Origin of the sequence: Nocardia sp. NPDC051052 (assembly GCF_044456045.1) — a bacterium.
In the GTDB taxonomy this organism is placed as follows: domain Bacteria; phylum Actinomycetota; class Actinomycetes; order Mycobacteriales; family Mycobacteriaceae; genus Nocardia.
The window spans coordinates 110,789-124,958 of sequence record NZ_JBITFL010000002.1 but is presented as its reverse complement, the minus strand read 5'-3'; the positions used below and the strand labels follow the sequence as shown (position 1 = coordinate 124,958).

Below are 14,170 nucleotides of genomic sequence, written 5' to 3'. Positions count from 1 at the left end.
GCGACTCCAGATGTCAGACGGCCGGCAGGCCGAAGGTTTCGTCGGGGTGCTCGTGGACCAGGTAGGCGTCGAGGGTGGCCGCGCGATGCCTGCGCGCGACCTTCTCGATCTCGCCGAGCGGTGCACCGATCTCGATGAGGCGCACGATGTTCTCGTGTTCGCGCACGGATTCGTGCGCCCGCCCCGGCACGAAGGAGAACGTCGACGAACGCAGGTGCCCCAGACGAGCCCACTCCGCGTCGACCAGTGCGACGATGCGCGGATTCGCACACTTGGTGAACAGGATCGAATGGAACTCGTGGTTGAGCGCGGTGAACGCGCTCGGGTCGAAATCGTCCAGGGACTCGATCATTCGATCGTTGACCGCCCGCGCCCGGCGCAGGTCGTCCTCGGTCAGCCGGCCCGCGGCGAGGGCCGTCGCAGCGCCCTCGAGCACGCTGAGCGCCTGCATGCTGTGGCGATACTGCGAATCGTCCACCATCGAAACCTGCGCGCCGACATTGCGTTCGAAGGTGACCAGGCCCTCGGCCTCGAGCTGCCGGATGGCTTCACGCACCGGAACCACGCTCATGTCGAGATCTTTGGCGATGGTGCTGAGCACCAGCCGGTACCCCGGTGTGTACTCCTGACGTGCGATCCGCTCCTTGATCCAGTGATAGGCGATCTGCGACTTGCTCTGCGTTCCAATGGAATTCACTGATTCTTGCGCCACTTTCGGTACCTCGCCTTCCATTCCGCATCGGGGGGAAACAGCCCGTCCACCGGGTGACCGGCGGCGACCTGCTCGGCGATCCAACCGTCTTGGACCTCCTGCTCGAGAGCATCGTCGACTACTTCTTCGGCGATGCTCGGGGGTAGGACAAGCACACCATCGCCGTCGCCGACGATGATGTCGCCGGGCTGGACGGTGGCGCCACCGCAGGAAATGGTGAGGTCGGCGTCCCACGGCACGTGCCTGCGGCCGAGTACCGCCGGATGCGGACCGGCGGTGAAGACGGCGATACCGATCTCGGCAACCGCGTCGTAGTCACGAATGCCGCCGTCGGTCACCACACCCGCGGCCCCGCGCACCTGTGCCCGGAGAGCCAGAATGTCGCCCAACGTGCCCGATTCGGTCTCGCCGCGTGCCTCGATGACGATGACCTCGCCCGGTGCCACGGTGTCGAACACCCGCTTCTGCGCGTTGTAGCCGCCGCCGTGCGCGCTGAACAGGTCTTCCCGATTCGGCACGAATCGCAGTGTCCTGGCGGTGCCGATGAGCTTGATTCCGGGACGCACCGGCCGCACGCCGCCGATGGACACGTTGTCGAGGCCGCGCTTGCGCAATTGCTGCGACAACGCCGCGACCGGTATCCGGCTGAGCTTGTCGCGCAGCTCATCGGAGAGCCCGGACTTCGTCGCCGCGGGAAGGCCTGCGGCGGAACGGGATCCCCACGCTTCAGCCCGCTGCGTGTCATCGACCGACGGGAGCGAGCCGAGGGTGGCGTCGAACTCGTGCGTGCCTCGAGCGACCGTGGTGACCAGCCGCCCGGAGCTGGGTGCTCCTGCCGCCTGCGGTGCGTCGACTTCTACTTCGACCACGTCGCCCGGCACGACTACCGACGACCCAGCCGGAGTTCCGGTGAGGATCACATCGCCCGGTTCGAGCGTGAAGTGCTGCGAGAGGTCCGAAATTATTTGGGGGAGAGAGAAGATCATCTCCGACGAGGAATCTTCCTGGGCGACAACCCCGTTGACCCAGGTGCGCACTCGCAGCGCCGCGGGGTCGACGGCCCGCGCATCGATTAGGTTGGGCCCCAACGGCGTGAAACCGTCGCCGCCTTTGGAGCGAGCGTTGGATCCCTTGTCATTAGCCCTCAGGTCGTATAGGCCGAAGTCGTTGCCCGCGGTGACCGCGACGACGTGCTGCCACGCGGATTCGATCGGCACCCGGCGGGCGGGACTCCCGACGATCAGCGCGATCTCCCCTTCGAACGCTAAAAGCTCTGTGCCGTCGGGCCGTTCGATGACGCCACTGGTGGCCGCGACCGAACTGCTCGGCTTCAAAAAGTAGGACGGGTGCGCGGGCCGACGGCCCCGCTGAGCCGCCCGGGAGGCGTAGCTGAGATGGACCGCGATGATCTTGCCCGGCCGGGTCGGCAAGGCGGCAAACCGACGATCACCAGCGTCGTTGTCGATCTTCATGAACCTCCTCAACCGCTATTGCATCGTATCTCAAATCGTATATTATTAGTCACGCGCATCGCAAGTGACGCAGATCGCATTTAGAAGCCGTCGTGACCTCCGGCATCTCGTACCGGCACATCCGACGACGAGCATCAACCCGAAGGAGTCCCAGATGAGCGCGCCACCCTGGTCTGGGCCGCCGATCGTCAGCGAAACCGACCGCCGCCGTGTCGTTTTCGCCACCGTGGTCGGGACGACCGTCGAGTGGTACGACTTCTTCGTCTACGCGGGCGCCGCCGGACTGGTCTTCGGCAAGCTCTTCTTCCAGCCGTCAGGGGAGGGGATCGCCACCATCCTGTCCTTCCTTACGGTGGGCATCAGTTTCCTGTTCCGCCCACTGGGCGCGTTCCTCGCAGGCCATTTCGGCGACAGGTACGGACGACGAGTCATCCTGATGGTGACGCTGATCGGCATGGGTGCCGCGACGACGCTGATCGGCCTGCTCCCCACCTACTCCGCCGTCGGCATCGCCGCGCCGATCCTGCTGATCCTGCTGCGTGTGCTGCAAGGGATCTCGGCAGGCGGTGAATGGGGCGGCGCTGTGCTGATGGCGGTCGAACACGCACCACCCGGCAAACGGGGGACATTCGGTGCGGCGCCACAGCTGGGTGTGCCACTCGGTTTGCTGGCAGCCTCAGGTGTGCTGGCCTCGATGACGCTGATCGCACCCGGCGACGCTTTTCTCGAATGGGGTTGGCGCGTCCCGTTTTTGCTGTCGATCGTGCTCATCCTCATCGGCTACTACATCCGCAGGCGCGTCGAGGAGAGTCCGGTCTTTCAGCAGATCGCCGAACGGAGTGAACAGGCCACGACCCCGATCCTCGAGCTGTTCCGCAGGCACGGCCTGCTCGTCCTGGTCGCGGCGCTCGTCTTCGCGGGCAACAATGCCGTTGGCTATCTGACCACCGGTGGCTATATCCAGAACTACGCCACCGATGCCAACGGGCCGGTCGGCCTCGACCGCGGCCCGGTGCTGTGGGCGGTCGCCGGTTCCGCGGTCACCTGGTTGCTCTTCACCTGGATCGCCGGCGCGGTCAGCGACCGGATCGGCAGGCGCACCACCTATCTCATCGGCTGGGTACTCCTGCTCGCCGCGTTGATCCCGCTCTTTCCACTGGTGAACACCGGGAATCCGGTGCTGTTGTGGTGTGGACTCGCGCTGCTGACCGTCGGCCTCGGGTTCACCTATGGCCCACAAGCCGCGCTCTACGCCGAACTCTTCCCTGCCTCCGTCCGATTCTCGGGCGTCGCGGTCTCGTACGCGCTCGGGGCGATTCTCGGCGGTGCGTTCGCCCCGACCATCGCCGCGACGCTCGTCCGCGCCAGTGGGACAACCGCATCGGTCGTGGGCTATCTCGGCGGAGTCGTCCTGGTCAGCCTCGTGGCAACCCTGGCCCTGCGCGACCGGCGCGGCATCCCGCTCGGTCCCGATCACGAAGCGGCACAGGCGATAAGCCCGATCAGAGGAATGACGAGGGTCTGAACAGTGCAGTTCCATCACCACGGTTATGTGTCCACGGACCCGCGCGTCCAACCGCCCGCCGGTGCCGGCATCGATCGACCGGACGAACTCCCCGACGAGGTCGACGTTCTCATCGTCGGCACCGGCCCCGCGGGCATGATCACCGCCGCCCAACTGGCACAGTTCCCCACCGTCGTCACCCGCATCGTCGAACGCCGCCGCGGCCGTCTGGCCATCGGACAGGCCGACGGCATCCAGGCACGCAGTGTCGAGACATTCCAGGCGTTCGGGTTCGCGGAACGGATCATCGCCGAGGCATACCAGATCACCGAAATGGCGTTCTGGAAGCCGGATCCCAACGACCCGTCGAAAATTGTCCGGGCGGCACGGACCAAGGATGACCCGACCGGAATCAGCGAGTTCCCGCATCTCCTGGTCAACCAGGCTCGGGTCCTCGACTACTTCGCCGAGGTGATGGCCAACGCCCCCACCCGCATGCGGCCCGACTACGGACTCGAGTTCCGCGACCTCGAGATCGTCGACGGCGACTATCCGGTGACCGTGACCTTGGTGCACACTGCCGGCGAACGAGCAGGGCAGTCGCGCACGGTGCGTGCGAGGTATGTGGTCGGCGCGGACGGGGCGCACAGTCGCGTACGCGACGCCATCGGCTGTATTCCACGGGGTGACAAAGCCTTCCACGCATGGGGCGTGATGGACGCGCTGGCCGTCACGGACTTCCCCGATATTCGCACCAAGTGCGCCATCCAGTCCGGTTCCGGCGGAAGCATTCTGCACATTCCGCGGGAGGGCGGTTACCTGTTCCGCATGTATGTCGATCTGGGCGAGGTGGCCGAGGACGACAACGGCAAGGTGCGCGACACCGGCATCGAAGCGATCATCGAGCAGGCCAACGAGATCCTGCATCCGTACACCCTCGACGTTCGTAATGTCGCCTGGCACAGCGTCTACGAAGTCGGCCACCGCGTCACCGACCGTTTCGACGACGTACCGGTCGAGGCGGCGGGCAGCCGGACACCGCGGGTGTTCATCGCCGGCGACGCGTGCCACACGCACAGCGCGAAGGCCGGGCAGGGCATGAATGTCTCGATGCAGGACGGATTCAACCTCGGCTGGAAACTCGGCCACGTGCTGGCCGGTCGCAGCCCGGAGTCCTTACTGGCGACGTATTCGGCTGAGCGACAAGTTATCGCGCAGCATCTCATCGATTTCGACAAGGAATGGTCGAGCATGATGGCCAAGCGGCCGGAAGAGTTCGACTCGCCCTCGGATCTCGAGGACTTCTACGTCAAGACCGCGGAGTTCCCGGCCGGGTTCATGACCAGGTACCAGCCGTCGATGATCATCGGTGCGCCTACCCAGCAGAGTCTCGCGAGTGGCTTTCCGATCGGGAAGCGCTTCAAATCAGCGCCCGTGGTCCGGGTCGCCGACGCCAATCCGGTCCACCTCGGGCATCACCACCGGGCCGACGGGCGTTGGCGGATATACGCTTTCGCCGCCGATCCGACCGCGATCGGGGCGGATGTCGCGGTGCTCGACCGGTGGGCGGAGTGGCTCGGCACGTCGCCCGAATCGCCGCTGGTCGCGTATACGCCGAAGGACGACGACGTCGACAGCGTCTTCGACGTGAAAGTGATCTACCGACAAGGCCACACCGGTGTCGATCTCGCCACTGTGCCAACGACTTTCCTGCCGACAGTCGGGCCGTTCCGCCTCGTCGACTACGAAAAGGTGTACGCAACCGACCCCCTGATAGACATTTTCGCCGAACGCGGCATCGACCGTCGCGGGGCCGTGGTCGTCGTACGACCCGATCAGTATGTGGCAGCGGTCCTTCCGCTCACCGCGACCGCCGAACTAGCCGAGTTCTTCGACAAGATCCTGCTCTCACCGCACACCGCGGAACTCGCGAAGGACAAGGCGTGACCACGAACGAACCGGTAGCCCACGATCATCAGTTGCGCCGAGGTTCGCTCGGCGTGTTCGGCGTGACATTCTCCGTCATCTCCGCGGCCGCACCGCTGACCGCCATGGCGGGTGGCGCACCAGTTGCCATGTTGCTCGGCAACGGGCCAGGCGTGCCGGGCGCCTACCTCGTGACCGTCGGTACCCTGCTCCTGTTCTCCGTCGGCTATACCGCGATGGCCCGTCATCACACCAGCACCGGCGCGTTCTACTCTTACGTCGCTCGTGGCCTGCGCCAGCAATTGGGCGGCGCCGCAGCATATCTCGCGCTGTTGAGCTACAACGCCATGCAGATCGGGCTGTGGGGCCTCTTCGGCGCGGCGACCGGTGGGTTCTTTGCCGACGAGTTCGGCATCACCGTCGACTGGTGGGTGTACGTTTTGATCGGTATCGCCCTCGTCGCGGTGCTCGGCTACCGCCACATCGATCTGTCGGTCAAGATGCTCTCGGTCCTGGTGGCCGCCGAGTTTCTCGTTGTTCTCGTGCTCGCCGTGGTGATCGCGGTGCGGGGCGGCGATTTCGGGACCACCTCGCTGAGCGCCACCCCGCTGACGCCGAGCGCGCTGACCAGCGGATCGCTGCCGATCGCGCTGCTGTGCTGTACCAGCGTCTTCGCGGCCGTCCTCGCGTTCCACAACGCGGTGGCCCGCTACACCTACGCACTCGGGCGGGAGGGCCTGCTGCCCGGCCGCGCGGGCCGGACGCACGTCGTGCACCGGAGCCCGCACGTCGGCTCGGTCGCGCAGTCGGTGCTGGCGTCGGTGGTGGTCGGGGTGTTCGCGGTGACCGGGCAGGATCCCGTGCGCGCGCTCTTCACCTGGCTGACCAACCTCGGCACGCTGGGGGTCATCGCGCTGATGGCCGCGTGCTCGTTCGCCGTCGTCACGTTCTTTCACCGGCATCGTGACCTGGATCAGAACCTCGTTCGAACGCTCATCGCGCCGATGGTGGCCGGCGCTGCCCTGGTCGCCATCCTCGGCTACGCGATCGGGAACTTCGATCTGCTCATCAGTGCCGGTGGCGTCCTCGTCTGGCTGCTGCCGAGCCTGCTTCTGGTCGCTGCCGCCGCCGGAGTTGTTGCCGCACTGCTACTTCGCGCACGATCGCCGCAGCGGTATGCGGAGATGGGACGTCAGTATGTCTGACACATTGCACACCAACGCGGCGGTGTGGACGGCCGAGGAGTCGGTACCGCATGCCTCGTCGTTTCTGGTCCGGGATGGCGTCGTTGTCGCGCTGGATCCCAGCGAGGTGACCGGGCACGAGACCGTGGTTGATCACGGCGGGGCGTTCATAATGCCTGGTCTGGGTGATGTTCACACGCACCATCTGGTGGCGGGCCGCGCCGACCTCTTCGAGTTGGCGTTGGACGCGACCGCCTCGCTCGACGCGGTGCTCGCGTCCGTCGCGGAGTGGGCGACGGGCCTTGCGGAGGACGCGTGGATCGTCGGCGGCGGGTGGGGAAGCACTCTCACGCAGACTATTTCGAGCCGTGACGTGCTGCGCCTGCTCGACCATGCCGCCGGTGGACGGCCGGTGTTGCTGCGCGACGACAGCTGCCACAACCGGTGGGTCAGCTCGCGCGCCATGGAACTCGCGGGTATCGGTGGTCCGGATCCCGTGGGCGGCGAGATCGTGCGTGACCGGGTGACCGGCGAGCCGGTCGGTCTGCTCATCGAATCGGCGCTCATTCCGGTGGAGCGGGCGTACGCGTCGTCGCTGGGCGACAGCACCGCGCTCGATGCCGCTGGGTGTCGCAGAGCCATCGAGATGCTGCACGGCTTCGGCATCACGCACTTTCAGGATGCCGCGGCGTCGTTGCCGATGCTGCGCGCGCTCGCCGAACTCGACCGGCGGGGCGAACTGAATGCCTGGGTCGTGACGTCGGCGCAGATCAACGACAGAATCTTCGGCACCGAGCCGGTCGGTGCCGAACTGCTGGACGCGGCCGGACAGTTTCGGACGACTCATCACCGGCCTGACTTCGTCAAGATTTTCCTGGACGGCGTCCCCACCTCACGCACCGCCTTGTTCCTCGAGCCATACCTGCCCGACACCGAGCACGGGGACACGTGGGTCGGGGAGAGCGCGATGACCGCCACCGAACTCACGGGCTGGCTGCTCGAGGTGGCCAGGCGGGGGCTGGGTGCCAAGGTGCATTGCACCGGCGACGGTGCGGTCCGGATGCTGCTCGACGCGGTGGCCGAGGTTCGAGACGCCGGTTACTCGGGCACGATCGTGCAGCTCGCGCACGGCGAGTACATCGCGGCGGCGGATCTGCCCCGGGTCGCCGAGTTGAACGTTGTCGCGGATCTGTCGCCGCCGCTGTGGTTTCCGGGCGTCATCTTCGAGGCGCACTGCCACTGCCTGCCGCGCGATCGAGCGATTCGGATGTGTCCCAACAGAACTCTCCTGGATTCGGGAGTGCTGCTGGCAGGTGGATCGGACTGGCCGGTGACGCCGAGCCCGAATCCGTGGATCGGTATCCAGGGCTTGGTGACTCGGGCCGACCCCACGGGGGTGTTCGCCGGGACCCTGGGGCCCGAGCAGGCGCTGACGGTGACCGAGGCGTTGCGCGCGTACACCATCGGCGTCGCGCGGGCGAGCGGCCTCGGCGCTGTCGCGGGGTCGCTCGCGCCGGGTAAGTCCGCCGACTTCACTGTCTTGGACCGAGATCCGTTCGCGATCGATCCGACCGAACTGGTCGACGCCAAGTCGGTAGCGACCTGGTTCGCCGGACGGCCGGTGCACGGCGAGGAACCGTGACCGCCGAAGGCACTGTCCGCCCCTCGAATTCGGTATCAGCAAGGAAGAAGCATGGATACGCCCTCGATCGACTTTCTCTACCTGTCCGAACCCGACATGATCGCGGCCGGGGTCACCGATATGCCCGCCTGCGTGGACGCCATGCAGGAAACCTTCGTGCTCCTGCATCACGGTGACTACCGCATGGCGGGCCCGAACAGCGACTCGCACGGGGCGATGATCACCTTTCCGGATGACTCGCCGTTCCCGAATATGCCCGCGAATACCGCGGAACGCCGGTTCATGGCGATGCCCGCCTACCTCGGCGGACGCTTCGGTACCAGCGGGATGAAGTGGTACGGATCGAATATCGCCAACCGCGACAAGGGACTACCGCGGTCGATCCTGATGTTCCTGCTCAGCGATACCGACACCGGTGCGCCGCTCGCGCTCATGTCGGCGAACCTGTTGTCCGCCTACCGAACCGGGGCGGTACCAGGAGTCGGTGCTCGGCTGTTGGCTCGCCCGGACTCGCGCGTGGTCGGCATCGTCGGGCCCGGTGTGATGGCACGGACCTCGCTCGCGGCCTTCGTCGCGGCATGTCCGGAGATCGACACCGTCAAGATCAAGGGCCGCGGCCAGGGCAGCATCGACAGTTTCATCAAGTGGGTTGCCGAGGAGTATCCCCAGCTCGAAGCGGTCGTTGTTGACACGATGGAGGCCGCGGTGCGCGACAGCGATATCGTCACGTTCTGCACCACGGGTGTGGTCGGTGATCCGGCGAATTATCCGATGGTCGTGGGTGATTGGGTGCGGCCGGGCGCGTTTCTGAGCATGCCTGCCATGTGCGATATCGACGCATCCATGCAGGCGCCGGATGTCCGCAAGGTCGTCGACAATGTCCGCCTCTACGAAGCCTGGGCCGAGGAAACCGGTTATCCGACGCACCGCTCGATCCCGATCATCGGGTGCAAGTTCATGGACATGATCCACAACGGCGTGATGTGCAAGGAAGACCTGGTCGATCTCGGCGCTATCGCCGCCGGTGCCCAGACGGGTCGCCGGACCGATGACGAGATCGTGCTCTTCTCGGTCGGCGGCATGCCCGTCGAGGATGTCGCCTGGGGGACCGTGGTGTATCGAAACGCGGTACGGCGGGGGATCGGCACCACCTTGAACCTGTGGCAATCGCCCGCACTGGCATGACGGCGGAAAGGGCTCGAACAATGGATGCGGATGTAGTCGTCATCGGCTTGGGCAGCGCCGGTTCGATGGCGTTGTGGCAGTTGGCAAAACGCGGACTCGACGCAATCGGTATCGAACAGTTCGGCATCGCCCACGCCCGCGGCTCGTACGCGGGCGACTCCCGCCTGTTCCGGTCCGCCGTGCACGAGGGGCCTCGGTACGTGCCACGGTTGCGACGGGCGCGCGAGTTGTGGCTGGAGTTGGAACGGGAGACCGGCAGGCGCCTCTACGACGAGTGTGGCGCCTTGCAGATCGGTGCGGCGGGCTCGGGTGGCATCGCCAAGTCCATCGCGTCGGCCGAGGAGTTCGAGCTACCCCACGAGGTGCTCGATGCGGCGGCCCTGCGTGCGCGTTATCCGCAGCACCGCGTCGAGGACGACACCGTCGCCGTGTTCGATCAGCGCGCGGGCAGCCTGTATCCCGAGGCGAGCGTGCTGGCGGCCGTCGAGGCGGCCAGATCCCATGGCGCGCGGGTCATTTCGAACGCCGAGGTCACCGACTTCGACGAACGCGGCGGCCGACTGGAGATCGTGACGCCCGACATCCGGGTCACCTGCGCCAAGGTGGTGGTGGCCACCGGATCGTGGACCCTCCGGCTCCGGCCCGACCTCAAAGGATTTCTGCAGATCCTGCCGCTGTCGCTCACCTGGTTCATGCCGCACCACCCCGAGTGGTTCACCTCGGACCGCTTTCCGGTGTTCATCCGCGACGAGGACGGAGTGCACGCGTACGGGACGCCAAGCCACGACACCTACAGCGTGAAGGTGGCGACGGAGCCGCTGTGGGGCGCGATCCCCTCGCCCGACGACATTCCGGCTTTCAGCCGCGCCGACCTGCGCCGAATCAGCAGGTGGGCAACGGACTTCATCCCCGATCTCAACCCGGAGCCGGTCCGCTATTCGATGCATCACGACCTCTTTGCGCCGGGTGATCTGCCCCTCGTCGATCTGGACGAGGACACCGGAATGCTGCTGCTCACCGCCTTCTCTGGGCGCGGCTTCAAGTTCGCGCCGGTCTTCGGCGAGATCGCCGCCGATCTGCTCACCGGAGCCCGGAATGAGCTCTGGGATCCCGGTTTCGCGCTGTCCGCGCACCCGAGGTGAGGTCAGGGCTTCGCGCGACGGGCGCGTTCGGCGATAGCGCGCAGCGTGCCGAGTTTGTGGTCCCTGGCGGCGAATTCGATCTCGCGCACGTCGGCGCCGGTCTCGATGAGGTCGATGAGGTGCTCGTGTTCGGCGATGGATCCGTGCGCGCGGCCGGGCACGAACGCGAACGAGGTCCGGCGCACGAGGTCGAGCCGGGCCCACTCGACTCCGGCCAGCGTTCGGATGTGGGAGTTCGGGCAGCGCAACAGGATCACGTCGTGGAAGCGGTGGTTGAGCTCGGTGAAGGCGGCCGGATCGAAGGCGGTCAGTGCCTGCGACATCTGCTGGTTGAGGGCTCGCGCGCGGGTGATGTCGGTCTTGCGCATCCGAGGGGCCGCGGCGGCGGTCGCATACCCCTCCAGCACCGCCAAGGTCTGCATGGCCTGCTGATACTCGCCGGTTTCCAGATGTGCCACGCGGGCACCGACATTCCGGATGAATTCGACGTACCCTTCAGCCTCCAACCGGCGCACGGCCTCGCGTACCGGCACCGCGCTGACGCCGAATTCCCGGGCGAGCTGCTCGAGTACGAGACGGTACCCCGGTCCGTACTCACCCGCGACGATGCGGGACCGGATGAGCTCGTACGCGGCCTCGTGTTTGGATCCGGTACCGTCCGGCCCGGTCGAGGGGGAGCGTTGCGGCACAGTGCCTTCCATGCCCATGATTCTGCGGCCGTTGTGCCGCACCGCATGGCGCCCCCGGTGTCCATCCGTTGACTTCACGCGCACACTGTCGCGGCCGTGCCTGCGCCTGGGCGGTCAGGCGGCGACGATCCATCAGATGACGCACTACGACTTGCACGCCGACTACATCGTCGTCGGCGCGGGCACCGCCGGTTCGGTGCTGGCCCGGCGGCTGCTCGACCGCACCGAGGCCACCGTGCTGGTCCTCGAAGCGGGCCAGGCCGATACCCATCCGGCCATTCGCGATCCGCTACGGATGCACGAACTATGGCATACGGCAGTGGATTACGACTATTTCAGCGTCGCCCAGCCACACGCCGTCGGTCGTCGCCTGCACCTGCCGCGCGGGCGGGTGCTCGGTGGTTCGCACGCGCTCAACGCGACCATTTACGTGCGGGGCAATCCGGCGGACTACGACTCCTGGGCCGAGTGCGGCGATCCCGGCTGGTCATGGCGGGAGATCGAACCGCTGTTCCGGCGGATCGAGCGCTACGACCGCGACGACTCGGGAGTCAAAGGCACCGCCGGAATGCTCGATGTGCTCAGTGATTACGCGATCGATCCGATCCAGGAGGCCATTCTGGCGGCGGCCGAGCAGGCCGGGGTGCCTGCCAATCCCGACTACAACAGCGGGGTGCAGGACGGTGCGGGACGGGCCCACTTCACCCTCCGGGACGGGTTGCGCAGGACCACCGCCGATGCCTATCTGAAACCGGCGCTGGGTAATTCGCGGTTGAGCGTGCGGACCGGCGCACGCGTGCATCAGGTCCTGGTGCGGCAGGGCCGGGTCGTCGGCGTGGCCGGTAGCATCGACGGCCGCGCGTTCCGGGCGTCGGCGCAGGCCGAGGTGGTGCTGACCGCAGGCGCGATCGATTCGGCCGCATTGCTGCTTCGCTCGGGCATCGGGCCGGCCGAGGAGCTACGGGCCGTGGGGATCGAGCCGATCGCCGACCTGCCCGGCGTCGGCCGGAACCTGCGCGACCACTGGCTGGTGCCGGTGATCTTCAGCGCGGAGCGCGACATCGTGCACACACCCGGGCTGCCGCACGCGCAGACGCAACTGTTCTGGCGGAGCGAGCCCGGGCTGGCCGTGCCCGACGTGCAGCCACTGCATTTCAGCGTCCCGCTGTACGAGCCGTGGATGTCGGGACCCGGCAACGGATTCTCCCTCATGGCGGGACTGATCCGCCCCGACAGCGTCGGACGGCTCACCCTGGCCGGTGCCGATGGCCCGACCCTGATCGACCCGAAAGTCCTTGCCGCACCCGCGGATCTGTACCGGCTGGCGGATGCGGTCACGCTGTGCAGACGAATCGGTGCCGCACCCGCGCTGCGGGACTGGGGCGCGGTCGAGCAGTATCCCGGGCCTGGGGTGCGGTCCGGTACAGATCTGCGGGACTACATCCGGCACACCGTGATCAGCTACCACCATGTGAGCGGGACGTGCGCGCTCGGCACCGGGCCGGCGGCGGTGGTGGACCCCGCGCTGCGGGTGCGTGCGGTTACCGGGCTTCGGGTGGCCGATGCCTCGGTGATGCCGACGATCACGACCGGCAATACCAACGCGCCCACCATGGTCATTGCCGAACGAGCCGCAGACCTGATGGTGCCGCGTTAGCGAGAATCCGCTTGTTCCGCAGGGCACAGCGGGTTGTCCGGTACCGCACGGCCTGTCGATTCCGCAGGTCGTGCGGGTGCCTGCCGCGCACGATAGGGCGATGACGATCCTGACCCGCATCGACGGCGTATCCGGTGACCATACGCGCGCCCCGCTGGACATGGTCGTCGACGACCCGGCGACCTTTCGTGGTCGCGTCCGTGGGCATGCTGCGGGGGAGTTGGTGTTCGCGGAGATGTTCGTGGTCCCGCACCGTGGCGCCGGTACGGTGCGGAATGGCGCCGAGGCCTATTACAAAGTGCTGGTGCCGGTTCAGGGGCACTGCCTGTTGAGCCAGGCCGAGCGTCAGGTGCCGCTCGGGCCGAATGATGTTGCGGTGCTGGACCTGTCGCAGCCCTACTCGGTGCTGTTCGAGACTGCCTGCCGGTTGTGGGTGATCGTGTTGCCGCGCCGGGTGCTGCGACTGCCGGTGGCCGGAGTCGGCGCGATCACCGCCACCAGGCTGTCGCGGCGGCATCCCGCGGCGGCGTTGCTTTCTGTAATGCTGGCGGAAATGATTACCAGGACAGGCGAATTCGGCACCGTCGAGTTGTTACGGTTGGCCGACACCCTCGTCGATCTGGTGACGACCGTGCTGACCGCGCACGTGGGCGCGGATCGAGCGGCGATTGACCACGGTGTACTGCCTCGGGTCAAGACATTCCTCGAGGACCATCTAGACGATCCGGAACTCTCCCCGGCGATGGCGGCCGCGGCCGCACATCTGTCGCTCGGCTACCTGCACAAGCTGTTTCGCGCCGAGGGCGCGACGGTGTGCGGATGGATCAGGCAGCGACGGCTGGAATGCTGTCGCGCCGATCTGACCGATCCCGGGTTGTATCGGCTCACCGTCGCCGCGGTGGCGGCGCGGCGGGGATTCGTCGACGCGGCCCACTTCAGCCGGTTGTTCAAACTGACCTACGGCGTGCCGCCCCGCGAATACCGAATCCTCAACGCGGGAATGAAGCAGTGGCGGCCATAGGTTGACCACCGCTGACAGACACTGCTCTCCGGGAAG

The 14,170-nt window shown here is 66.7% G+C and carries 11 protein-coding genes; 8 read left to right on the top strand and 3 right to left on the bottom strand.

What is annotated here, in order from left to right; all coding sequences use genetic code 11:
• Positions 1-13: 13 nt before the first annotated feature.
• On the bottom strand, positions 14-733 hold the full coding sequence (locus ACIBCN_RS05630) for a GntR family transcriptional regulator (RefSeq protein ID WP_396990316.1): 720 nt from the start codon (positions 731-733) through the stop codon (positions 14-16).
• The gene (locus ACIBCN_RS05625) at positions 694-2,184 is read right to left on the bottom strand and encodes a fumarylacetoacetate hydrolase family protein (protein ID WP_396990315.1); all 1,491 of its coding nucleotides are present in this window, start codon (positions 2,182-2,184) and stop codon (positions 694-696) included. The genes ACIBCN_RS05630 and ACIBCN_RS05625 overlap by 40 nt, the downstream gene beginning before the upstream one ends.
• A 154-nt stretch (positions 2,185-2,338) precedes the next feature.
• Here ACIBCN_RS05625 and ACIBCN_RS05620 point away from each other — a divergent pair, with 154 nt between their 5' ends.
• From ACIBCN_RS05620 to solA, 6 genes are read left to right on the top strand one after another with little or no spacing between them, the layout of a single operon-like run.
• A complete protein-coding gene (locus ACIBCN_RS05620; RefSeq protein WP_396990314.1) occupies positions 2,339-3,709 on the top strand; it encodes an MFS transporter in 1,371 nt (456 codons plus the stop codon).
• A 3-nt stretch (positions 3,710-3,712) separates the two neighbouring features.
• On the top strand, positions 3,713-5,635 hold the full coding sequence (locus tag ACIBCN_RS05615; RefSeq protein ID WP_396990313.1) for an FAD-binding monooxygenase: 1,923 nt from the start codon (positions 3,713-3,715) through the stop codon (positions 5,633-5,635).
• Entirely contained in the window at positions 5,632-6,819 is a 1,188-nt protein-coding gene (locus ACIBCN_RS05610; RefSeq protein ID WP_396990312.1) for an APC family permease, read from the top strand. Before ACIBCN_RS05615 ends, ACIBCN_RS05610 begins: the two co-directional genes overlap by 4 nt.
• Positions 6,812-8,440, top strand: a complete 1,629-nt coding sequence (locus tag ACIBCN_RS05605; protein ID WP_396990311.1) for an amidohydrolase — start codon at positions 6,812-6,814, stop codon at positions 8,438-8,440. The genes ACIBCN_RS05610 and ACIBCN_RS05605 overlap by 8 nt, the downstream gene beginning before the upstream one ends.
• 51 nt (positions 8,441-8,491) lie before the next feature.
• A complete protein-coding gene (locus ACIBCN_RS05600) occupies positions 8,492-9,625 on the top strand; it encodes a tyramine oxidase subunit B (protein ID WP_396990310.1) in 1,134 nt (377 codons plus the stop codon).
• Between the two features lie 20 nt (positions 9,626-9,645).
• The gene (gene solA, locus ACIBCN_RS05595) at positions 9,646-10,767 is read left to right on the top strand and encodes an N-methyl-L-tryptophan oxidase (protein WP_396990309.1); all 1,122 of its coding nucleotides are present in this window, start codon (positions 9,646-9,648) and stop codon (positions 10,765-10,767) included.
• 2 nt (positions 10,768-10,769) lie between these two features.
• On the opposite strand, the gene ACIBCN_RS05590 is transcribed toward solA, so the two are convergent.
• Positions 10,770-11,468, bottom strand: coding sequence for a GntR family transcriptional regulator (locus ACIBCN_RS05590; protein ID WP_396990308.1), 699 nt, complete (start codon positions 11,466-11,468; stop codon positions 10,770-10,772).
• A 124-nt stretch (positions 11,469-11,592) separates the two neighbouring features.
• On the opposite strand from ACIBCN_RS05590, the gene ACIBCN_RS05585 reads away from it, so the two are divergent.
• Entirely contained in the window at positions 11,593-13,113 is a 1,521-nt protein-coding gene (locus ACIBCN_RS05585) for a GMC family oxidoreductase (RefSeq protein ID WP_396990307.1), read from the top strand.
• Between the two features lie 100 nt (positions 13,114-13,213).
• Positions 13,214-14,134, top strand: a complete 921-nt coding sequence (locus ACIBCN_RS05580; RefSeq protein WP_396990306.1) for a helix-turn-helix domain-containing protein — start codon at positions 13,214-13,216, stop codon at positions 14,132-14,134.
• Positions 14,135-14,170: the final 36 nt, after the last annotated feature.